Annotated in this window: 18 protein-coding genes and 1 tRNA gene; 12 read left to right on the top strand and 7 right to left on the bottom strand. The window is 36.7% G+C overall.

Annotated features, from left to right (window positions below):
• Positions 1–76 precede the first annotated feature (76 nt).
• From ACP3T3_RS03015 to ACP3T3_RS02985, 7 genes are all read left to right on the top strand, one after another.
• Positions 77–1255: a thiolase family protein gene (locus ACP3T3_RS03015; RefSeq protein ID WP_426478453.1), complete on the top strand. Its 1179-nt coding sequence runs from the start codon at positions 77–79 to the stop codon at positions 1253–1255.
• Between the two features lie 36 nt (positions 1256–1291).
• Positions 1292–1648, top strand: a complete 357-nt coding sequence (locus ACP3T3_RS03010) for a four helix bundle protein (RefSeq protein WP_426478452.1) — start codon at positions 1292–1294, stop codon at positions 1646–1648.
• Positions 1649–1696: 48 nt separating this feature from the next.
• Positions 1697–3475: an acyl-CoA dehydrogenase family protein gene (locus ACP3T3_RS03005; RefSeq protein ID WP_426478451.1), complete on the top strand. Its 1779-nt coding sequence runs from the start codon at positions 1697–1699 to the stop codon at positions 3473–3475.
• 146 nt (positions 3476–3621) lie between these two features.
• Positions 3622–3936, top strand: coding sequence for a hypothetical protein (locus ACP3T3_RS03000; protein ID WP_426478450.1), 315 nt, complete (start codon positions 3622–3624; stop codon positions 3934–3936).
• Between the two features lie 21 nt (positions 3937–3957).
• On the top strand, positions 3958–4293 hold the full coding sequence (locus ACP3T3_RS02995; protein ID WP_426478449.1) for a YegP family protein: 336 nt from the start codon (positions 3958–3960) through the stop codon (positions 4291–4293).
• A 79-nt stretch (positions 4294–4372) separates the two neighbouring features.
• Entirely contained in the window at positions 4373–4819 is a 447-nt protein-coding gene (locus tag ACP3T3_RS02990; RefSeq protein WP_041461800.1) for a phosphohydrolase, read from the top strand.
• Between the two features lie 10 nt (positions 4820–4829).
• A complete protein-coding gene (locus ACP3T3_RS02985) occupies positions 4830–6878 on the top strand; it encodes a M48 family metallopeptidase (RefSeq protein ID WP_426478448.1) in 2049 nt (682 codons plus the stop codon).
• Here the strand turns inward: ACP3T3_RS02985 and ACP3T3_RS02980 are convergent.
• The 4 genes from ACP3T3_RS02980 to ACP3T3_RS02965 all read right to left on the bottom strand — a co-directional run bounded on the left by ACP3T3_RS02980 (position 6875) and on the right by ACP3T3_RS02965 (position 11126).
• Entirely contained in the window at positions 6875–7591 is a 717-nt protein-coding gene (locus ACP3T3_RS02980) for a DUF2490 domain-containing protein (RefSeq protein ID WP_426478447.1), read from the bottom strand. The two genes, ACP3T3_RS02985 and ACP3T3_RS02980, sit on opposite strands and share 4 nt — an antisense overlap.
• Positions 7592–7663: 72 nt before the next feature.
• Positions 7664–9475, bottom strand: a complete 1812-nt coding sequence (locus ACP3T3_RS02975; RefSeq protein WP_426478446.1) for a TonB-dependent receptor plug domain-containing protein — start codon at positions 9473–9475, stop codon at positions 7664–7666.
• Positions 9476–10000: 525 nt separating this feature from the next.
• Positions 10001–10807 (bottom strand): GLPGLI family protein, encoded by an 807-nt coding sequence (locus tag ACP3T3_RS02970; RefSeq protein WP_426478445.1) that lies wholly within the window; start codon positions 10805–10807, stop codon positions 10001–10003.
• 55 nt (positions 10808–10862) lie between these two features.
• Positions 10863–11126 (bottom strand): hypothetical protein, encoded by a 264-nt coding sequence (locus ACP3T3_RS02965; RefSeq protein WP_426478444.1) that lies wholly within the window; start codon positions 11124–11126, stop codon positions 10863–10865.
• Positions 11127–11675: 549 nt separating this feature from the next.
• Here ACP3T3_RS02965 and uvrA point away from each other — a divergent pair.
• Positions 11676–14468, top strand: coding sequence for an excinuclease ABC subunit UvrA (uvrA, locus tag ACP3T3_RS02960; protein WP_426478443.1), 2793 nt, complete (start codon positions 11676–11678; stop codon positions 14466–14468).
• Positions 14469–14549: 81 nt separating this feature from the next.
• Positions 14550–15245, top strand: coding sequence for a methyltransferase domain-containing protein (locus ACP3T3_RS02955; protein ID WP_426479934.1), 696 nt, complete (start codon positions 14550–14552; stop codon positions 15243–15245).
• A gap of 157 nt (positions 15246–15402) precedes the next feature.
• Here ACP3T3_RS02955 and ACP3T3_RS02950 read toward each other — a convergent pair whose 3' ends face one another.
• Positions 15403–16044, bottom strand: a complete 642-nt coding sequence (locus ACP3T3_RS02950) for an NAD(P)-dependent oxidoreductase (RefSeq protein WP_426478442.1) — start codon at positions 16042–16044, stop codon at positions 15403–15405.
• Positions 16045–16383: 339 nt separating this feature from the next.
• Here ACP3T3_RS02950 and ACP3T3_RS02945 point away from each other — a divergent pair, with 339 nt between their 5' ends.
• From ACP3T3_RS02945 to ACP3T3_RS02935, 3 genes are all read left to right on the top strand, one after another.
• Entirely contained in the window at positions 16384–17493 is a 1110-nt protein-coding gene (locus tag ACP3T3_RS02945; RefSeq protein ID WP_426478441.1) for an epoxide hydrolase family protein, read from the top strand.
• Between the two features lie 10 nt (positions 17494–17503).
• Positions 17504–18271, top strand: coding sequence for an alpha/beta hydrolase (locus ACP3T3_RS02940; RefSeq protein WP_426478440.1), 768 nt, complete (start codon positions 17504–17506; stop codon positions 18269–18271).
• A gap of 466 nt (positions 18272–18737) precedes the next feature.
• Positions 18738–18809, top strand: a tRNA-Arg gene (locus ACP3T3_RS02935).
• A gap of 64 nt (positions 18810–18873) precedes the next feature.
• Here the strand turns inward: ACP3T3_RS02935 and ACP3T3_RS02930 are convergent.
• Both ACP3T3_RS02930 and ACP3T3_RS02925 read right to left on the bottom strand, forming a co-directional pair.
• Complete coding sequence (locus ACP3T3_RS02930; protein WP_426478439.1) at positions 18874–20466, bottom strand: MFS transporter; 1593 nt, start codon at positions 20464–20466, stop codon at positions 18874–18876.
• Positions 20466–21512, bottom strand: a complete 1047-nt coding sequence (locus tag ACP3T3_RS02925; protein WP_426478438.1) for an HlyD family secretion protein — start codon at positions 21510–21512, stop codon at positions 20466–20468. The genes ACP3T3_RS02930 and ACP3T3_RS02925 overlap by 1 nt, the downstream gene beginning before the upstream one ends.
• Positions 21513–21518 lie beyond the last annotated feature (6 nt).

Here is a 21518-nt window from a genome sequence, read left to right as displayed (position 1 = left end):
AAAAGCAAAAACAAAAATCTATGAACAGTTTACCTCTACGAGGCAAAAACTCTAAAAACAATTTAATTTAAAAAAAATGAAAACAGCATACATAGTAAAAGGTTTCAGAACTGCCGTTGGAAAGGCTCCAAAAGGAAGTTTAAGATTTACAAGACCTGACGTGATGGCGGCTACCGTTATTGAAAAATTAATGGCTGAGCTCCCACAATTAGATAAAAATAGAATTGATGACCTTATCGTAGGAAATGCAATGCCGGAAGCGGAACAAGGGCTTAATGTGGCGCGTCTGATCTCTTTGATGGGATTAAATACCGATAAAGTTCCGGGAGTAACTGTAAACAGATACTGTGCTTCAGGAAGTGAGGCGATTGCTATTGCTTCTGCAAAAATCCAGGCTGGTATGGCGGATTGCATTATTGCAGGTGGTACGGAATCTATGTCATACATCCCTATGGGAGGCTACAAGCCGGTTCCGGAAACGGATATTGCAAAAACAAATCCTGATTACTATTGGGGAATGGGTTACACGGCGGAAGAAGTTGCAAAACAATATAATATTACCAGAGAAGAACAGGATCAGTTTGCTTTTGAATCTCATATGAAGGCTTTAAAAGCCAATCAGGAAGGAAAATTTGCCAATCAGATTGTTCCGATTCCTGTAGAATACAATTTCCTGGATGAAAATCAGAAAATGCAGACTAAAAAGTTTGATTTTTCAGTTGACGAAGGGCCTAGAGCAGATACTTCTTTAGCTGGTTTAGCAAAATTAAGACCTGTATTCGCCAACGGAGGAAGCGTAACGGCTGGAAACTCTTCTCAGATGAGTGACGGAGCGGCTTTCGTAATGGTAATGAGTGAGGAAATGGTAAAAGAATTAGGACTGGAGCCTGAAGCAAGATTAGTGGCTTATGCTGCTGCCGGATTAGAGCCAAGAATTATGGGAATGGGACCTATTTATGCTATTCCAAAAGCTTTGAAACAGGCAGGTCTTGAATTAAAAGACATCGACTTGATTGAGCTTAACGAAGCTTTTGCTTCTCAATCCGTTGCCATCAAGAAAGAATTAGGTTTAAATCCTGACATCTTAAACGTAAACGGTGGAGCTATCGCCCTTGGGCACCCGCTGGGATGTACAGGAACAAAACTTACCGTTCAACTTCTTGACGAAATGAGAAAACGCGGCAACAAGTACGGAATGGTTTCTATGTGTGTAGGAACCGGACAGGGAGCGGCTTCTATTTTTGAACTCCTTTAATTAATTATAGATTTTAAATTATAAATTTTAGATGCTATGAGTTTCAAAGAAGATAATTTGATACAAATAAAAACTTTTGATTTTGCTTTAAGAATAATTAAATTTTATACTGAATGTAAATCTCAAAATGAGTTTATCTTATCAAAACAAATTCTTCGTTCTGGAACTTCAATTGGCGCAAATGTAGAAGAAGCTATAGCTGCTCAATCTAAAAAGGATTTTATATCAAAACTTTCTATTGCTAATAAAGAAGCAAGGGAAACAAAATATTGGCTGAAACTTTATCATTCTTCAAATCTTGTTCAAATTGAGATCACTCCATATTTAAAAGATATTGAAATGATCATTAATATTTTGACTAAAATCATCAAAACATCATCTGAAAATTTATAAACAAAATCTAATTTAAAATTTATCATCTAAAATTTAAAATAATAACAAATGAGCAATATACTTAAAGGCGGGGAATTCCTGATCAAACAAATTCCTGCAAACGAAATTTTCAGTCTTGAAGAACTGAGTGAAGAGCAAAAAATGCTTCGTGATTCTGCGAAAGAATTTATAGATAGAGAAGTGATTCCACATCATGACCGTTTTGAGAAAAAAGACTATGAATTGACCGAAAAAACAATGCGCCAGTTAGGTGAAATGGGACTTTTGGGAATTACCGTTCCTGAAGAATACGGCGGTCTCGGAATGGGATTTGTGAGTACGATGCTGGCTTGTGATTATGTTTCAGGAGGAAATGGCTCATTAGCAACGGCTTATGGAGCACACACCGGAATCGGGACGCTTCCAACTCTTCTTTACGGAAGTGAGGAACTAAAAAAGAAATATCTTCCGGATTTAGCTACGGGAACAAAATTTGGAGCATATTGCCTGACAGAACCGGATGCCGGATCTGATGCCAATTCAGGAAAGACAAGAGCAAAATTGTCTGATGACGGAAAACACTACATCATCAACGGACAAAAAATGTGGATTTCCAATGCAGGCTTTGCTGATACCTTCACTTTATTTGCTAAAATTGATGATGATAAAAATATCACAGGTTTTGTCATCAACCGTTCAGAATTAGAAGATCCAAACAGCTTATCTTTTGGTGAAGAAGAACATAAATTAGGGATTCGCTCCTCTTCTACTCGTCAGGTTTTCTTTAATGATATGAAAGTTCCTGTCGAAAATATGTTAGGAGAAAGAAACAATGGTTTCAAAATCGCTTTGAATGCATTAAATGTTGGTAGAATTAAATTAGCTGCTGCAAATCTTGACGGACAAAGAAGAATTTTAAACCATTCTATTCAGTATGCAAACGAAAGAAAACAATTTGGAGTTTCCATTTCAACTTTTGGGGCAATCAGAAAGAAAATTGCTGAAATGTCAACCGGAGTTTTCGTAAGTGAAGCTGGTTCTTACCGTTTAGCAAAAAATGTAGAAGATAAAATTGCTGAATTGGTTGCCGGAGGAATGGATCACCAGCAAGCTGAATTAAAAGGGGTTGAAGAATTTGCAGTTGAAGCTTCTATCTTAAAAGTTTTTGTGTCTGATCTTACTCAAAATACAGCTGATGAGGGAATTCAGATTTATGGTGGAATGGGATTCTCAGAAGATACTCCAATGGAGTCTGCTTGGAGAGATGCAAGAATTGGAAGAATTTATGAAGGTACCAACGAAATCAACAGACTTTTGGCCGTAGGAATGCTTATCAAAAGAGCAATGAAAGGTGAATTGGACCTTTTATCGCCTGCAATGGCAATCAGCAAAGAATTGATGGGTATCCCTTCATTTGAAGTTCCTGATTATTCAGAATTCATGAGTGAAGAAAAAGCAATTATCGCGAATCTTAAGAAAGTATTCTTAATGGTTTCCGGAGCGGCTCTTCAGAAATTCATGATGGATATTGAAAAACAGCAGCACTTATTATTAAATGCTTCTGAAATCCTTAACCAGATCTATATGGCAGAATCTGCAGTATTAAGAGCAGAGAAACACTTCTCTCCTGATTCTGTGGAGGCAGCTATGGCTCAGCTGAATCTTTACAAAGCTGTTGAAAAAATCATCACTGCCGCTAAAGAAGGAATCATTTCTTTCGCCGAAGGAGATGAGCAGAGAATGATGCTTTCCGGATTAAGAAGATTCACGAAGTATACGAACCATCCGAATGTAGTAGCTTTAACTGAAAAAGTTGCAGCTCATTATATTGAGAAAGGAGCTTATTAGTCCTTAAATAACATAAATTTTGATTGAGCGTCTCATTTTTGAGGCGCTTTGTTTTTAATCCATATGTAGTATAGCTAGCATTGAATTTTCAGGCCTTTAATAGTTTGATTCAAAAAAAATTATTATTTTTATTATAAATTAAACACATGAGAACTTTATTATTTCCACTCCTCCTCATTTCAGCTGCTCTGACAGCACAAAAAAAAGAAAACTTAATTCCCGTTCCCAAAGCAGATACCGCGAAGCTGGGAAAGAATGAAAAACTGCACGGGTATTTTACATTGAAATCTGAGCATCCACGAAAAGAACTGTATAAAATACTGACTGTTATCCCTAAAGACACCGCTCTTTATCTGGCTTTAAAGGAACCTTCAAAGGATGAGTCACAATATAAAATTTTAAATGCCATTACGCCTGAAAAACTACAGGCAGATCCCAAAAAACCAATACCCTCCAAATAACACAAACTAAAAACTATTACCATGGGAAAATTTATCATCTCTAAAAGAACAAACGGGGACTTTCAGTTCAATCTTAAAGCAGGAAACGGACAGGTTATTTTAACCAGCCAGGGATACAGCACCAGGCCATCCTGCGAAAACGGAATTGGATCTGTAAAAACACACTCACAGGAAGACTCAAAATTTGAAAGAAATATGGCCAATGACGGCAGATGCTATTTTAATCTCAAAGCAGGAAATGGACAGATTATAGGAACCAGCCAGATGTATGAATCCGACAACGGCATGGAAAACGGAATAGAATCTGTAAAAAACAACGCTTTACATGCTCATATAGAGGATGAAACCCACTTGTAAAATTCATCTGAAATATTCTTTATAAAAATGCTTTACTTTTTAAGGCATTTTTTATTTTTGTAGTCTATTTTTCATTAGAATGACAAAAGAAGAATTACTGAATAAAGCAATCAAAATCGCCGATAAGGCTCATAAAGGACAAACCGATAAATACCATGCGCCATACATTGCGCACGTAATGCGTGTGATGAACTATGGTAAAACACTGGATGAAAAAATTGTAGGAGTGCTGCATGATGTCGTAGAAGACCATCCACAGGAGTTCAGCCTGGATTATTTAAGATCTGAAGGGTTTCCAGAATATATTATTTTCGCTATCAGCTGTCTTACCAAGCTTGATCCGGAAGAAGATTATGACGAATTCATTAAAAGAACAGAGAGGTCTCTCCTTTCCGTTGCGGTAAAACTGAATGACCTTCGCGACAATATGGACCTTAGAAGAGTTAACAGAGAGCTTACTCCCAAGGACATTAAAAGATTCAATAAATATCTGAAAGCCTACCGCTATCTGATAGAAAAATATTAATAAAAAACACATGACTAATAACCTACCCAAAATTTCATCAGCTTATCAATCTAAGCTGGTTTCTGCCATTGTATCCGTTTCAGTTTTTTTCCTGATCTACCTGATACTTATTTTGGTCTCTCTGCTTATGGTATTCCTGTTAGGATACGGAGCCGTAAAAATGCTGAGCGTGTATGTTAATTATTTTACCCTTTTAGGGGCGGCAGGACTCTTGAGTGTGGGTATTTTTGTTTTTATATTTCTTGTTAAATTTATTTTCAGAAAAAACCATTACAGTACGCGTCATTTGCTTGAAATTAACAGATCTCATCAGCCTGAGCTGTTTGCTATCATTGATGAAATTGTTGCTGAAACAAAAGTGATGGCTCCTCAAAAAGTTTTCCTTTCTCCGGATGTAAATGCCAGTGTAAGCTATAATTCTATTTTCTGGAGCATGTTTTTGCCGGTAAAGAAAAATCTCACGATTGGCGTTGGGTTGATCAACACTACAAGTGTAGGAGAATTACGGACAATCCTGGCCCATGAATTTGGACATTTCTCCCAAAAAAGTATGAAAGTCGGTGGTTATGTAAATCAGGCAGAAAAAATAATTTTTGAAACCGTTTACAATAATAAAGACTACGAAAACTTTATCCTGGAATTTTCGGGAGGAAATGCTATTTTTAAAATCTTTGGTCTGGTTTCAGTTGGTTTCATTAATGCATTTCAGTCTGTCCTTAAAAGTATGTCCAATTTTCTTTTCAAAAATCATGCATCCCTGCAGAGAGAAATGGAATATCATGCAGATGCTATTTCAACCTATATTACCAATCCTGAGGAGCAGTCTTCATCTTTATTAAGGCTGGAATTAAGCGATGTTGCTTTTAATAGTTCTTTTAATTTTTATATTGAAAGCAAGCAAAAATATCTTCCCAAAGACCTGTATAAGAACCAGTTTTCTTTAATGAAAATCTTATCCGAAAGGAATAACCATCCCTACATAAACGGACTTCCGAAAATAGATGCTGAAGATCTTACCCGCTATAATAAATCCAGAATAGAAATTGAAGACCAGTGGACCTCACATCCTGATATTTTAAAAAGAATTGAAAGGGTTAAAACAAACGAAACCAGACGTAAAGCTGCAGACCACAGATATGCAAAAGAAATTATCAGCGGATATGATAAGATCTGCGAAATTATGACCTCAAAATACCTGACTTTACACACGGTGAAAAACGTGGGCGAAGTGATAGAAGATGAAACTTTCATCAAGCTGTATCTGGATCACAATATCTATCAAACCTTCAGTTCAGATTTTAACGGATATTACGAAAGACATAATCCTGTTATCGAAAATATTGAATCTGTTATTCCCGATGCTGTGTCTCACCAGGATGGAGATCTTTTCAGTGACAAAAAGGTATCTTTAGTCTACGAAAAAACAGGAATAGAGATGGATATTCAGACCCTTCAATACCTGGCTTCCCATCCGAAAGAAATAAAAACATTCAGATTTAACGGCACTTTATACAAAGCAAAAGATGCTGCTGGCCTTATACCTCAACTGGAAAGTGAACTGAGCAGAGTAAAAGAAGAGCTTCAGGAAAATGACAAAGCAATTTTTCAGCATTATTATCATGTTTCCAACGAGGATATTAAGAAAGAGCTTGTTAGTAAGTACAAGAAACTTGCGGTATTAGACAGAGAATTCGATGTATTCCAAAAAAGCCTTAATGACTTTACGGTATACCTGCAGTTTATGGCCGTTACTTTACCCTTTGAAGAAATCCGCAAGCACAGAGCCAAGCTTTTGAAAGCAGAAGAACCTTTTAAATTAAAGACTAAAGAGCTGATCGAAAATTCTGCTTATAAAGATGCTTTAAAGATTGAAGATAAAATCATCTTACAGGAATTTGTAAACTCTGAATACATCTATTTCAACAAAGACAAATACCTCGAACATGAAGTAAATGCCATATCATCAGTGATTGAAAAATATCAGACATTGCTGAATGATCATTATTTTAATTCTAAACTGGAGCTGTTAAATTTTCAGGCAGATCTAAATAGCAATTAATCCGCACCCGGGAAATCGTAGGTCTTCGTGTGGTGGTTTGTTCCGTCAATGTTAATATTTAAAGCAAGATAAACAAAATGTAAATTTTTGTTTCCCTTTGCTTCAAATTCACGCTGCCACAGATATCCGCTTACAATTCCGAAATAATCATCAATCTGATAGCCGAAACCGCCATAGACTCTGTTTCTGGCAAAAGTAGGCTTCATAGGGGATACAAAGAAAACTTCATCATAGGCATTGGCGAAAACAGTACCTTTTTTGATCGTTTTGGAATTTAATGGAACACTTACATTCAGACGATACCTGTAACGCATTCTCTGGGAAGTCTGATCAGTTTTCGGTTCGTAAAACCAGCTCTTTTCAGCACGGAAACGGTTTTCAAACTTCACGATGCCCTTTTTAACATCGATGACGTCCTGAAGCCACACCCTGAATTCCTCTCTGCTTAAGCTGTGGTCTTTATAATTCACATATCTTCCAAGTCCAATGAAAGGTTTATGATCTTTGGTAAGATTATACCCCAGACCTCCTTTTATTTCATAATAATCAGGATAGGTGTAGTCTTCATTACCACGCATCTGTCCTTCAGCATACAGAAAAAATTTTGGATGAAACTTATAGGTCAGAGTCACTGCATTGAAGCTGGAAATGTGTTCCTGCGCTTTAAAAAAAGAAATCCCAAGTAGTAATCCTAAGCCTATAAGACGTTTCATAAAAAAATTTTTGCAAATGTATATTTTTTAACAATTTGTTAATATTAACTTTCATTAATATTGAATTAATACCTACTTAATATTAATTGTATATGAAAACCCAATATGGAACCACCTTTGTGGCATTGCTACCCCAAATGCTTCCGTATAATTTGTGTTCGTAATATTAGTGACCAAAGCATAAACCGAGTAGTCTTTCTTCGCAAAACTCAGCTTCTCATCCACAAGATTATAAGTTCCAAGATTTACCCTTTCGTTGTAACGGTAAACAAGCTCATTGGTAAAGTATTTCAGGAATTTTACCTCTAATTTAGATATAAACTGGTGTTTCAGATTGTCCAGGATATATCTTGAAACCAGGCCGGTTTTTTCTTCATACTGGCTGTCGATATACGTATATCCAATTGTATATTTTAACCAGTCCATTGGTCTGTGGCTCCACTCTGCCTCAATCCCTCTGGTTTTAATATCTCCTACATTTTCTGCAAACCACACTTTATCTTTCACATCATTTTTCACCCAGTCAATAGAATTACTGGAATTCCTTAAGAAACCACTGATTTTAGCTAAAATCCTGTTGTTCTGATATTGATATCCAACCTCTGATGAAACTGCATTTTCAGGCTGCAAATCCGGATTCCCCTGTTCTGTTCTGCTGACATAATACAGTTCGGTAAAAGTCGGAATACGGTGTACTTTTGCAATATTTCCATAGATTTTATTATGAGCATTAAAGTTATACCCCACATCCAGTCCGGGATAGAAGAAGTTTCCTTCCTTAGAATAATTAGCCCATGAGATCCCTGGACTGATATTCAGTTTTTTATCCAGTAATGAGAAATGATGTTCAAAGAAAATCTGGGAAACAAAACGGTTTCTGTTGCCTAAATTACTGCTCGCCAGAAATTCTTTTCTAAGCTCAACACCAATTCCGGTTGTTCCCAATCCCCATTGGTAGCTTGAATTCACTTCTCCTCCTGCATTATTCCCGATATGCATATTTCTGTAAAAATCAGGATCCCATCTGTCATAAAGGTACATATCCTGTCCCCTTCTCCAATATACATTTGAATTAAGCTTTAGTTTCCCGAAAGTCTGCTGATGAGCTACACTTACGATAGAAGCCTGCGTTTCCTCATACTGCTTCGTAGCAGCACTGGAAGCATAAAAACCATTGGCTCCGAATTTCTTTTCCGAAAAACCTGCCTGCACTCTGACGTCGCCGTTTTTAATATCCAGTTTCCCCTGATAAAATACATTCCTGATTTCATAATCGGTATTGAACATATACCCGTCCGAAGAAGCAGAATTGGCCTGAAGAGAGTTCGTGAATTTTTCATTTCCCATCTGCGCATTGAATCCAAGACCATACGTACTGTAATCTCCTCCCTCAGCACTGATCTTCACTTTTTTTCCGGGAACAGCTTTGGTAACAATATTAATAACACCGGCATAAGCATTCTGCCCGAAACGTCTGGCGGCCGGTCCTTTTATAATTTCTATCTTTTCTACATCATCCAGATCTACCGGAATATTCATATTATTATGACCGGTTTGGGAATCGTTCATTCTTATTCCGTTCAGCAACAGGAGAACCTGTTCAAAAGAACTTCCACGGAAACCGATATCACTCTGCACCCCATTGGCTCCTCTCCTTCTGATATCCATACCCGGTACCTGCTGAAGAATCTCATCTATGCTTCTGGCAGGAGAATTCACAATATCTTCCCTGGTGATCACACTGATGTTCTGATTGGCACTTTTATAGGGTGTCGAGATGAATTTTCCCTGAAATTCAATGCTTTCAATATCTGTTGTCCTTTCTTGTGCATGTACCCAAAGTAAAGATCCCAGAAAAAAAGCACTTCCTATCTTTTTGATCATAATCGTTTCCGTAGTTTTCTTAAATAACAGGTTCCAAAAGTAAGGGAGTTCACCAAGACAGGCAAATGATAGTTGTCATAAAAAAGATGCAGCGCTATGCTGCATCTTGTGAGGGAGTAATTTCTATCTTTTTCTCATTAAATGTGTAACCAGATCTCTGAATAATTTTCTCATTTCTATATTACATATTTACAGGTACAATTTTAAATAATTTTATAACATAAAACAATAGTTAAATAAAAAAACATAATATATTTTAAAAAATTATGTAAAATACCGTAAAATAAAACAGTAAAACGAGAGTAATACCACAAAAAATACTTATTTTTTATTTCTTACCATCATAAGAGCCTGTTTAAATTTTTTTTCAATAAAACTTTTACAACAGATAATTTGACCATATTTTCCGATGTTTCCATTAAGAAACTCATAGTTTCTACACAGTCTTCTGTCATTATCAAACCATGCAAATGTGCGCTCCAATCCATCTCTTATGAACAGGTTTCAAAGCTTATAGTAGTTTTATTAAAGCTTATTAAGTTCTATCGGATTATTTCTCTTATTAAAATTTGCTTTTGCTCGTTCTACACTTTCCGGAGAAATTGTTAATCCACTCATAGAAGCTTCATTTATAATGTTTTCATTAATATTCTTAATAACTTTTAGATATTCTTCCTTTGTTAGCTGCTTATGTTTTTTCAAATAATTTTCACTAAAAACCGTATTATCATTAGGAAAATTGCCTTTTTTTATACTGATCAATTCAAAATTATAATCATCTTTAGTATCTGAAATTTGAATAATTAAACCTGGTAAACCATTAAATTTATATGGTCCTTCGTTTATTGATATTTCTGTAGTGTACCATGCAATCCAAGTTCTTCCAGCATATACTGTTTCAGCCTTAGAACAACTATAATCGCCAATTTTCTTTTTCTCACTAATCAGTTTCCAATTAAAATTCGGAGTTTCCTGATAGCTAAAATAGTATTTTAATATGTTGTCGTAAAAAGAAATGTTTTTAATTCCACTATCTTTTATTACTACTGATCTAAACCTAGTATTAGGTGTATTAGCAAAATTAAAACCTATGCCTTGTTTTTTTTGGATAGAATTTAATATAGAATCTCTCTTTAAAAAATTATCACTTACAAAGTAAGATTTACCATTTTCAACAAATAAGGTAAAATCTTCTATTTTACTATTTAAGGTATCTGTTGAGTCAGGAACATATTTTAATCTGTATCCAAATGAATATTTTTTTTGTTGAGAAAAAAACACTGAAGAAACAAAAAGAAAGACCAGTAAATACTTATATTTATATGAGCTCATTGAATTATTATAGAAAAGCACTATTTATAAGAATAATTCTTTTCTTATTTTTTAATTAGTTACCACAAAAAAGACTATCTCCATCCCAAGCATTAGACAGCATTTCCATCACAGTTGCACCACATGCCCAGCCTGATACTCCACAACTATAGGAAACAGGAACACAAGCAGCAGTAGTTTGAGCTTTAGTAGTTTCTTTTTTGGGAGCTTCAGCTTCTTTTTTTGATTTTTCTTTGATAGTAGTTTCTTTCACAACTAAATTTTCAGCGCTTACAAGACCCGCAACTCCAAAGGCTGCTAATAAAATTAATTTTTTCATAATTGTATATTTATAATTAGGTAGTAAATGTAAAGAATTAATTCGATCACTGTATAGGGAAATTTATTATGTTAAATTGCTTACATACAGTTTTTTACAGAGGTTAAAAAAAATAGCAATTGTTTTTTAACTTTTCGTAGACCAACCTATAAAATCCAAAGAGATAATTTCTGAAAAAAGATTTTTGGTGCCATAGATAAAAGCAATGAAGTGTCTATCTCTTTGGACTGTATAATTAAAAAATTAACTAAAAAGCTTTATAAGAGCTGTTTAAATTTTGCTCAATAAAAGTTTTTTAAGGTATTCAAAAAAGTTCCCAACAAAATTTTCGCTAAAAATTCGTAATTTTGTGGGTCTTAATTTTACGAATGAAAATATTCTTTTTTATCTGAATTTTCTGACCACATTCTTTAAAAATGTCGTTATAAATATGATGAATTCAGGAATATACTGAAATGTTCAATTAATGACTGCCCGGAATATGCTGAGGCAAAACACCATTACTGAAAGCATTAATGCTATGCAGTTACTTTTATGAATAAACAAAATATGGCTAACACAACAGAAATAGACATAAAAAAACAGATTTTTGTTAAGAATGCACATCTTAACAATCTGAAACATATAGATGTCCTGATCCCAAAGAACAAACTGATCGTTATTACCGGGGTTTCAGGAAGCGGTAAATCGTCTTTGGCTTTTGATACTATTTATGCAGAAGGACAAAGAAGATATGTGGAAAGTTTAAGTTCTTATGCGCGTCAGTTTTTGGGGAAATTAGAAAAGCCAAAAGTAGATGACATCAAAGGACTTGCACCTTCTATCGCCATCCAGCAGAAAGTAATTTCATCCAATCCCCGTTCTACTGTGGGAACATCTACCGAGATCTATGATTATATGAAGCTTTTATTCGCAAGGATCGGGAAAACTTTTTCTCCCATTTCCGGAGAAGAAGTAAAAAAGGATTCTGTTTCGGATGTGGTAGATTTTATTAAATCATCCAAAAAAGATACTTCTTTTTTATTGACAGCTCCTTTGGAATATGATGCTGACAATTTTAAGGAAACTTTAAATGTCTTAAAACTGGCAGGTTTCACCAGGCTTGAAATCAATGGAAATGTGGCAGGAATTGAAGATCTGGAAAGCTTTGGTTTTGTACCTGAAAAAGGAATGACCATCAACCTTGTCATCGACCGTTTCTCCTATGAGGAAGACGAAAGCTTTTTACAAAGGCTTGCAGACTCTATTCAAATGGCCTTTTATGAAGGGCGCGGCTACTGCTCATTAAAGAATACAGATACCGGAAAAGTAAAAGAGTTCTCTAATAAGTTTGAACTGGATAGAATGGAATTCCTTGAACCGAATGTACATTTCTTCAGCTTTAACAATCCTTACGGAGCATGTCCTGCATGTGAAGGATACGGCAAGGTAATCGGAATTGATGAAGATCTTGTAGTTCCCAATAAAACATTGTCCGTCTATGAAGATGCCGTTGTCAGCTGGAGAGGAGAAACCATGAGTGAATGGAAAAAAGACTTCATCAAAAAAGCAGGTGACTTCCCTATTCATAAACCTTATCACCAGTTAACAAAAGAACAGAAAAACTTCCTTTGGAAAGGTGATGGAAAGAGCAGCTTCCCATCCATCAATAATTTCTTCAGAATGCTTGAAGAAAACCTGTATAAAATCCAGTACAGGGTAATGCTTTCCCGTTACAGAGGGAAAACACTCTGCCCAACCTGTGAAGGATTGAGACTTCGTGAAGAAACCAGCTGGGTAAAAGTAGACGGACACAATATCCAGTCGATGATTGAACTTCCTTTGGATGAGCTTGCTCCGGTAATTAATGGATTAAAACTATCAGATCACGATAAAGAAGTGGCCAAAAGACTGATCTACGAAATCACCACCCGTCTGGAGTTCTTATTAAAGGTAGGATTAGGATATTTAACCTTAAACAGAACGTCCAATACGCTATCAGGAGGAGAAAGCCAGAGAATCAATCTGGCCACCAGTCTGGGAAGTTCTTTGGTAGGTTCTATTTATATTCTGGATGAGCCTTCTATCGGACTTCATTCTAAAGATACGGAAAACCTGATCGAAGTATTGAAAAATCTTCGCGACCTGGGAAATACCGTGATTGTTGTGGAACATGATGAAGACGTGATGAGAGCCGCTGACTATATTATTGATATTGGTCCGGAAGCTGGTTATCTTGGTGGTGAACTGGTATTTGCCGGAGATTATAAAGATCTTAAAAAAGCCAATACCCTTACTTCAGAATACCTTACCGGAAGACTGGAGATTGAAGTTCCGAAGAAAAGAAGAAAAGCAAAAGAATGGATTCAAATTAAAGGAGCCCGTCAGAATAATCTTAAAAATATAGATGTAGATGTTCCTTTGGAAAGTCTGGTCGTCATTTCAGGAGTTTCAGGAAGCGGAAAATCCACGCTGATGAAAGAAATTCTTACCAATGATATTCAGATTCAGCTCGGAATGGGTGGCAAAAAAGGAGATTATGATTCTGTAGAATTCCCGAAAAAACTGATCAAGAATATTGAACTGATTGATCAGAATCCGATCGGAAAATCATCCCGTTCAAACCCTGTAACCTATCTGAAAGCTTACGATGACATCCGTGATCTTTTTGCCAAACAGAAAGTAGCCAAAATGATGGGCTATAAACCTAAACATTTCTCTTTCAACGTAGATGGCGGAAGATGTGATGAATGCAAAGGAGAAGGGGTAATCAATGTTTCCATGCAGTTTATGGCAGACATTGAGCTTGAATGTGAGGTTTGTAAAGGAACGCGATTCAAAAATGAAATCCTTGAAGTAAGATTTGATGAGAAAAATATCTCTGATATCCTTCATATGACCGTAGATGAAGCCCTGGAATTTTTTAAAGATAACAATGAAGATAAAATTGTAACGAAACTAAGACCTCTGCAGGAAGTAGGTTTAGGCTATCTGCAGCTGGGACAAAGCTCTTCTACCCTTTCCGGCGGTGAAGCACAGCGTGTGAAACTGGCTTCATTCCTTGTAAAAGGGGTAACAACGGATAAGACGTTATTCATCTTTGATGAGCCTTCTACGGGACTTCATTTCCATGATATTCAGAAATTACTGAAATCATTGCAGGCATTGATTGACCTTGGACATTCAGTGATTGTTATTGAGCACCAGCCTGATATCATCAAATGTGCCGATTATATTATCGATATCGGTCCGGAAGCAGGAAAACATGGTGGAGAAGTGGTTTTTGCCGGCACACCTGAAGATCTGACCAAAAATAAGAAATCTTATACGGCGAAGTACATCAAAGAAAAACTTGAACAATAAATAAAACCGGCTGTTTTTGAAAAACAGCCGGTTTTTTATTGAGACGTACGCTACAAACCTTTTTACGATTTAGCAGCATTAATTAAGCCCGAAAATACTATAAAAGCTATTGACCTGGGCTGTGGAACCGGAGAACAAACCTCCATTCTGACAGAAAAATTCACAGGCTCTACATTTTTAGGAATCGATTCATCAGCAGAAATGCTTGAAAAATCGAAGAAGTATGAAAATGAGAATCTGCATTTTAAGCTTCAGACCATTGAAGAAGCTGTACCATCTGATCAGAAGTGGGATCTTATCTTCAGTAATGCCGCGTTACAATGGACAGATGATCACGAAACGTTATTTCCTAAAATTATTGGATCACTTTCACCCGGTGGCCAGTTAGCCATCCAAATGCCTGTTCAGAATGAAAATATATTGAATCAGATTCTGATGCAGATGGTGGATGAAGAGCCTTATGCATCACAGTTAAATCATTTCAAACGCGATTCTCCGGTACTTTCAATGGATGATTATGCACAGATACTGTTTGATAACGGAGTTCAGGATATTGAAATATTTCAGAAGGTTTATCCTATCATTGCAGATGATTATGAAGATTTATATACTTTTATTTCAGGAACAGCATTGTTACCTTACCTGGAACGTCTGGAAGGAGAACAGAAAGAAAATTTTATCTCTGAATTTAAATCGCGTATAGTCCAAAGGTTTACAAAATATCCGGCAATATATGCATTTAAGCGCATCCTGATGTATGGCTGTAAAAAATATTAAAACAGAAACAACCGTCTCAAAATTCAAATAGTTAGAGCTTTGAACGTTGTTCAAAGAATTTTATTACTGACTAATGATTTGAGATTCTTCATTACATTTTATTTCATTCAGAATGACATTTCTGAGACGACTGCTTCTGTTGATCAATTAAAACACTTTACTCTTTCACATTATACAAAAACGGGCTTTTCCTGATATATTCAGAATCCTCGATCTGAGAAGCCAGAAATTCTGCCAGATCTGCAGCACTGATGCCTTCACCTTTGCAGTCTGTGAGGCTTGTTTCCACTGGAAAGTTTCCCTCTGTAAGATGAATCAGAGGGAGTCTTACCAACGTCCAATCCAGGTTGCTATCCAAAAGAAGTTCATATTCTTTTTGCTTATCTGCCGTTGTCTCAGGATAATTCTGGTACATCCAGTCTGTGGCCATTTTTACCTTTTCATTTTTATGATCGAACGGTGTATTTACACTCAAACCAGTAGTTACAATATAGCGGGTGATTCCATAATGGCTCATTGCAGAGATGATATTTTTTGCAGCATCACTGAATATAGACTTCTCTCCTTTTGGCTGCCCTAAAGTACTCATGACAAGATTAGTTCCTTCAATCAAAGTATGGATAGCTGCTTCATCCCTCGCGTCTCCTTTTACGACTTCTATTAATGGACGCTGAAGGGTAAAATTTTCAGGATGTCTTACTAAAATTTTGAGAAAATATCCTTTCTCAAGAAGATGTTTTACCAGATATTGTCCGGATTTTCCTGTTCCGCCGATTACGGCAATTTTATATGTTTTCATAATGATTTTTTAATATTAAATATCAACAATCAGAAGCCTATAAGTGCTAATGACTATTGAAACCGCAAAACAAATTGTCTTTGCTTTAGTTATGGATAATAGGTATTTTGGGTTCAGAAAATTGAACCTGGGATGATCAGGGTAAAAATAACACCTGAATAGGAGTAATATGTATTACGAGATTTTAATGAATTAAAGTTACTTATTTTTCATCATTTAAAAAATCAAAAAATTTATGATTTTGACAACATTTATTAAAAGAGAAAGTTTTTAACTTTGGTAACCATCTTACTATCAGTATTTTCCACAAATAACATTTACACCAATAAAATATATAATATGGAACCATTTACAGTAAACATTCCCGAACCGGTTATAGACGACCTGAAAAACCGCTTACAAAATACCCGATGGCCCGGCGAGCCTGAAGATTCCGGCTGGAACTATGGCACCAGCGAAGCTTATCTGAAAGAACTTATCCATTATTGGATGCATGATTACGATTGGAGGATCAATGAGCAGCAACTGAATCAGCATCCACAGTATACAACCCGGATAGACGGAATTCTGATTCACTTCCAATACATCAGAGGAAAAGGCCCCAATCCCAAACCTTTAATTCTTACTCATGGCTGGCCGGACAGTTATTACCGTTTCCATAAAATCATCCCGCTGCTTACAGAGGGTGAACAAACTTTTGACCTCATCATCCCTTCCATTCCCGGATTCGGATTTTCTGATAAAACAGCGGTCAACAGTGAAAAGGTGGCAGATCTGTGGAAAATACTGATGACTGAAGTACTTGGATATGAAAAATTCTGCGCTGCGGGAGGGGATATAGGCATGGGAGTTGTAAAATCACTGATTTCAAAATATCCTGAAGTAATGGAAGCCGTTCATCTTACAGATGTAGGATATCCAACCGGTCAGGAAGATCCGGCAACAATGAGTGAGGAAGAAAAGAAATTCGCACAGTTTGTCCAGCAATGGTGGTATAGTGAAGGCGCCTATGCCATGGTGCAGTCTACCAAGCCTCAATCTCTTGCTTATGGACTGAATGACTCTCCTGCCGGACTGGCAGGCTGGATCATAAGCTTTATCAATGCCGGAGCTTCTCCTGAACTGATTGAAACTGCATTGGGAGGAAAAGATGAATTGCTTACCAATATAATGATTTACTGGGTCACTCAAACCATAGGTTCTTCTGCCAGAATGTACAAAGAAGATGCAGCAGCTTTATGGAGCGGTACACAGATTCATCAAAAAAGCAATGTTCCTGCAGGGGTACTTGTATTTCCGCGGGAGGCTCAGTTTCCAAGAGAATGGGCAGAACGTTTTGTGAATGTTAACAGCTTCAAAAAGATGGACGAAGGCGGGCATTTTGCAGCCCTGGAATTACCTCATATATTTGCAGATGAATTAAGATCATTCTTTTATTCTGTTAAATAAAAATCAAACCATGAAATACTCTGTATCCGTTATTTTTACAATTCCCCTGATGATCATAAGCTGTACCGTACAAAAAAAGAATACTAAGCACAGGGATTACGTTGTACAATTGGATACATTAACCCTGTTTGATCAAAGCAGAAACCGTAAAATTCCTGTTGCCATTTACCAGCCTAAAACAAATAAAAAGATTCTCCGTCAGCAACTGATTATTTTCAATCATGGATATGGCCTTAATAAAGGCGGAGATTATTTTGTGTATTCTTATTTAACGGAAAAGCTGGCTTCAAAAGGCTATTTCACGGTAAGCATTCAGCATGAACTTGCGACAGACAATCTAATACCTGTAGAAGGAAAGCCGCAAATCGTGAGAAGGCCCTTCTGGCAAAATGGCTCAGCCAATATTCTGTTTGTCATTAATGAACTTAAAAAAACAAATCCTGAACTTGATTTTCGGCATCTTACATTAATCGGGCACTCCAATGGTGGTGATATGGCGGCATTATTCAGCAATCAGCATCCCAATATGGTCTATAAACTGATCACCATGGATAACCGGAGAATGTTCCTGCCGAGAACTTCCATTCCTAAAATTTATACCTTACGTTCCAATGATTATCCGGCGGATGAAGGAGTACTCCCTACTGAAGAGGAACAGAAAAAGTATCATATGACTGTGCAACCTACTCTTATCAATCATGGACATATGGATAATAAAGGAAGTAATGAAGAAAAGCGGATCTTAAATGATTTTATTTTACAATATCTTTCAGAATAGAAATACTATTTAAAAAGACCGCAAACTGTTAATCCTTCTGAACCACTAAAATTTTGTTCTCAAAGAAAGACAATATGGATATTGAGACGGAAAAACGTGGATTTTAAACCAGCTCAAGAGTTATCCACAAAAAAATGTGGATAACTTGTGAATTTTAACATTTAATTCATATTTCGTATTAAATTTATTACTATATTTACTATGTAATAAACATCGAAGTGGAAACTTTATTTGCTTTTCTTACTACTATTGAAATTGCAATTAAATTTGAAATAAAAATTTAAGCACAGCATTGTCGGCTGTGCTTTTTATTGTTGTCTAATTAAAAAAATGAGATGTTTTATCTACTGAATCTGCCTCTAAAGGGCAGATTCTTTTATCGATAAAGCCTTTTAGATAAAGTTTTCTGAAAATTACTCCTGTCAAACCTGTTTCACAGAATAATTTGTAATTTTACTTATAAACAGGCCCCATAGTTCAATGGATAGAATAGAAGTTTCCTAAACTTTAGATCCAGGTTCGATTCCTGGTGGGGCCACTATATAAGCAAATAATTTAAATCTGCTGATAAAACAGAGCTACAAGATCTATCTACCATTTTTCTAATAAGGAACCTGTCCTTTCTTCAGCTTAAGTACCACCTGCCGAACCTGTGGCAGCAGCAAAAGGACTATTATAACCCCTAATATCCCGGCAAGCATCAGGTTATAATAATCACGGGTAGCATTTACCAATACCTGTTCTTTTACCAGACCGCTTATATATCCGGCAGAAGAATTTTTTGCTGTATACATATCATTTCCTGCATTCATATACGTCTGATAAACATTCTGCAGAACAATGGAAAGCTGGGGATCTGTTTCATTCATATTTTCACGTATTTTCTCTGTGGCCGAAGCTTTAGTATATAGCTGAAGTTCATTATTAAGTGCCAGGCTTGACGTAAAACCGGTAAATCTTGCAAGAATACCGACCAGTGATGCATTGACAGCAATCTTTGGAGGTGCTGCAGAAGTCGTAAAAGATACAATTGGAACAAATAATACCCCTGTTGCAAAACCATAGATAAACAAAGCGGGAATAAAATCACCTGTCTCTCCCCCGACGCTTACAAACAGCAGCATATAGACATAAAACAAAGCCATCATTCCAAAACCTGCAATAATAATCTTGATCAGGTTATAACCCATGAGAACAAAACGGGAAATCACAAACATCCCGATCACGGTTCCTGCAATGACTGCTATCCATATGGGAATTGTATTGAGTGGATCATTTCCCAGAATGATTTCCAGATATCCATAAGCAAGGCCGGTACTTCCTTTAAAAATATAAAAAGTAAAAAGCAGCAGCAGGCCAATCACAAAATTCCGGGTTTTAAAAATTTGAAGGTTTATTAGAGGACGTTTAAGTTTGAGTTCCCTGGTTATAAAAACAAAAAGGACCAATATGTTAAACAGACTTAAAAAAGTAACCAAGGGACTGCCGAACCATCCCAGCTGCCTGCCGTATACCAAAATGTATCCTGTTATGAGAATAAAAGTGATATAGAAGAGATATCCTATCCAGTCTACCTGGTAAAGCGGAATTTTTTTATAAAATCTTGCTTTCCCATTCATTGTAACCATTACCATGCCTGTTACAATTACCAACAGTACAATTAATCCGTAAAACAACCAGTTGAAATCAAAAAAATAAAGCATTATGCTGTAATAGACTGAATATAGAGGAACCGAAATCTGTATGCCGCCGTACAGAATGGTATATCCTATTACCCGTGCCCGTACAGATTCTAAACGTGGAAATATCATGTTCAATACGATTCCGGACATCAGAGCACAGGTAATTCCCTGAATGAACTGAACCGTTATCAAGATCGTCCAGCTCCTGGTATAGAAACATATCAGTGAACATACCGCATTCACAGCAAGCGCCGCCAGAAGATATTTACGGGGAGTAAAATACTTCACCATACGAAAATCCAACGCCAGAAAAGCCACTGTAGATCCATAAATAACAACCATAGCATATTGAATATCCGTAGATTCCACTCCGTAAAAACCCATTATTGTCGCAGGATGGGTATACAAGGCAAAACTATAGAGGCAGGTCATCAATATCGTAAATATCACTGATCGGGCAATCCATTCGGGTACCCACTTTTTAAAAACAGGAATTCTATGTGCTTGCATCATTAGTCATTTATAACATCAACATTGGCGTTCATGCCTGCAGAAAGCCGGGTTAACTTTTCGGGAGTATCGGTCAGTTTTATCCGGACAGGAATCCGCTGTGTAATCTTCACAAAATTACCTGTGGCATTATCAGGCGGCAGAATCGAATAACGCGATCCGGTTGCCGGAGAAAAAGATTCTATAATTCCATTCCATTTTTCACCCGGAAAAGCATCTACCTCAACCCATACTTTCTGCCCCTGTTTAAAATTACCGATCTGTGTTTCTTTAAAGTTAGCAATTACCCATTTCGGCTCTGAGCTGTTGACCATAAAAGCCAGCGTCTGTCCGGGCTGCACCAGCTGTCCTTCCTGAATGGTCTTTTTGCCGATCTGTCCATCGAAAGGAGCTGTAATAACGGTATATCTGATATCCAGCATCTGTCTTTCCAATAATGCTTCTTTAATTTTTATTTCCGCCGCTATTGCTGCACGCTGTGCTTTGAGATCATTAAGTTTAGACTCAGCAACCCGTAATGAAGCTTTCGTCTGCAGGTAATCAGACTGATTAGCTGCCAGTGAAGCCGTTACATGATCAAATTTTTGCTGTGTTGTGGATTCATCAGCCAGCAGATTTTTATAGCGTTGGTACTCATGCTGCTGCTGTTCCAGTTTCGCCAGGACACCGGAGAGCTGTGCCCTGATAACTTCGATGCTCCTGCTCTGGGTTTCTTCATTGGCTGTGAGAATCGGCAGTTTTGCCCTGGAGCCCATCAATTCTGCCAGTGCGGCATCTCTTTTCAGTCCGTATTCATCCAGTTCAATTATGGCAAGGGTATCTCCTTTCTTAAGCTGCTGGTTATCTTTGTAATAAATTTTACTTATGTACCCTCCTACTTTCACATTTACTGGTGACAGGTAAGCATCAATCTGAGCATCATTAGTATGCTGATAACGGTATCCTTTCCAGAAGTAAATACTTCCCCATATTGTTAATGCGGCTAATAATGCAATTCCCAACCATTGGGTTATTACCACAACTATTTTATCTGTTCTATTGGTATTCATATTGTT

Source organism: Chryseobacterium sp. CBSDS_008 (genome assembly GCF_049959325.1).
GTDB lineage: Bacteria > Bacteroidota > Bacteroidia > Flavobacteriales > Weeksellaceae > Chryseobacterium.
The sequence above is the reverse complement of the archived record's forward strand: the minus strand, read 5'-3'. Positions and strand labels throughout refer to the sequence as shown.

Excerpts from the sequence above, each read along its gene's own strand:
- ACP3T3_RS03015 (WP_426478453.1), top strand. The coding sequence starts at position 77 with ATGAAAACAGCATACATAGTAAAAGGTTTCAGAACTGCCGTTGGAAAG.
- ACP3T3_RS03010 (WP_426478452.1), top strand. The coding sequence starts at position 1,292 with ATGAGTTTCAAAGAAGATAATTTGATACAAATAAAAACTTTTGATTTT.
- ACP3T3_RS03005 (WP_426478451.1), top strand. The coding sequence starts at position 1,697 with ATGAGCAATATACTTAAAGGCGGGGAATTCCTGATCAAACAAATTCCT.
- ACP3T3_RS03000 (WP_426478450.1), top strand. The coding sequence starts at position 3,622 with ATGAGAACTTTATTATTTCCACTCCTCCTCATTTCAGCTGCTCTGACA.
- ACP3T3_RS02995 (WP_426478449.1), top strand. The coding sequence starts at position 3,958 with ATGGGAAAATTTATCATCTCTAAAAGAACAAACGGGGACTTTCAGTTC.
- ACP3T3_RS02990 (WP_041461800.1), top strand. The coding sequence starts at position 4,373 with ATGACAAAAGAAGAATTACTGAATAAAGCAATCAAAATCGCCGATAAG.
- ACP3T3_RS02985 (WP_426478448.1), top strand. The coding sequence starts at position 4,830 with ATGACTAATAACCTACCCAAAATTTCATCAGCTTATCAATCTAAGCTG.
- ACP3T3_RS02980 (WP_426478447.1), bottom strand. The coding sequence starts at position 7,591 with ATGAAACGTCTTATAGGCTTAGGATTACTACTTGGGATTTCTTTTTTT.
- ACP3T3_RS02975 (WP_426478446.1), bottom strand. The coding sequence starts at position 9,475 with ATGATCAAAAAGATAGGAAGTGCTTTTTTTCTGGGATCTTTACTTTGG.
- ACP3T3_RS02970 (WP_426478445.1), bottom strand. The coding sequence starts at position 10,807 with ATGAGCTCATATAAATATAAGTATTTACTGGTCTTTCTTTTTGTTTCT.
- ACP3T3_RS02965 (WP_426478444.1), bottom strand. The coding sequence starts at position 11,126 with ATGAAAAAATTAATTTTATTAGCAGCCTTTGGAGTTGCGGGTCTTGTA.
- uvrA (WP_426478443.1), top strand. The coding sequence starts at position 11,676 with ATGGCTAACACAACAGAAATAGACATAAAAAAACAGATTTTTGTTAAG.
- ACP3T3_RS02950 (WP_426478442.1), bottom strand. The coding sequence starts at position 16,044 with ATGAAAACATATAAAATTGCCGTAATCGGCGGAACAGGAAAATCCGGA.
- ACP3T3_RS02945 (WP_426478441.1), top strand. The coding sequence starts at position 16,384 with ATGGAACCATTTACAGTAAACATTCCCGAACCGGTTATAGACGACCTG.
- ACP3T3_RS02940 (WP_426478440.1), top strand. The coding sequence starts at position 17,504 with ATGAAATACTCTGTATCCGTTATTTTTACAATTCCCCTGATGATCATA.
- ACP3T3_RS02930 (WP_426478439.1), bottom strand. The coding sequence starts at position 20,466 with ATGATGCAAGCACATAGAATTCCTGTTTTTAAAAAGTGGGTACCCGAA.
- ACP3T3_RS02925 (WP_426478438.1), bottom strand. The coding sequence starts at position 21,512 with ATGAATACCAATAGAACAGATAAAATAGTTGTGGTAATAACCCAATGG.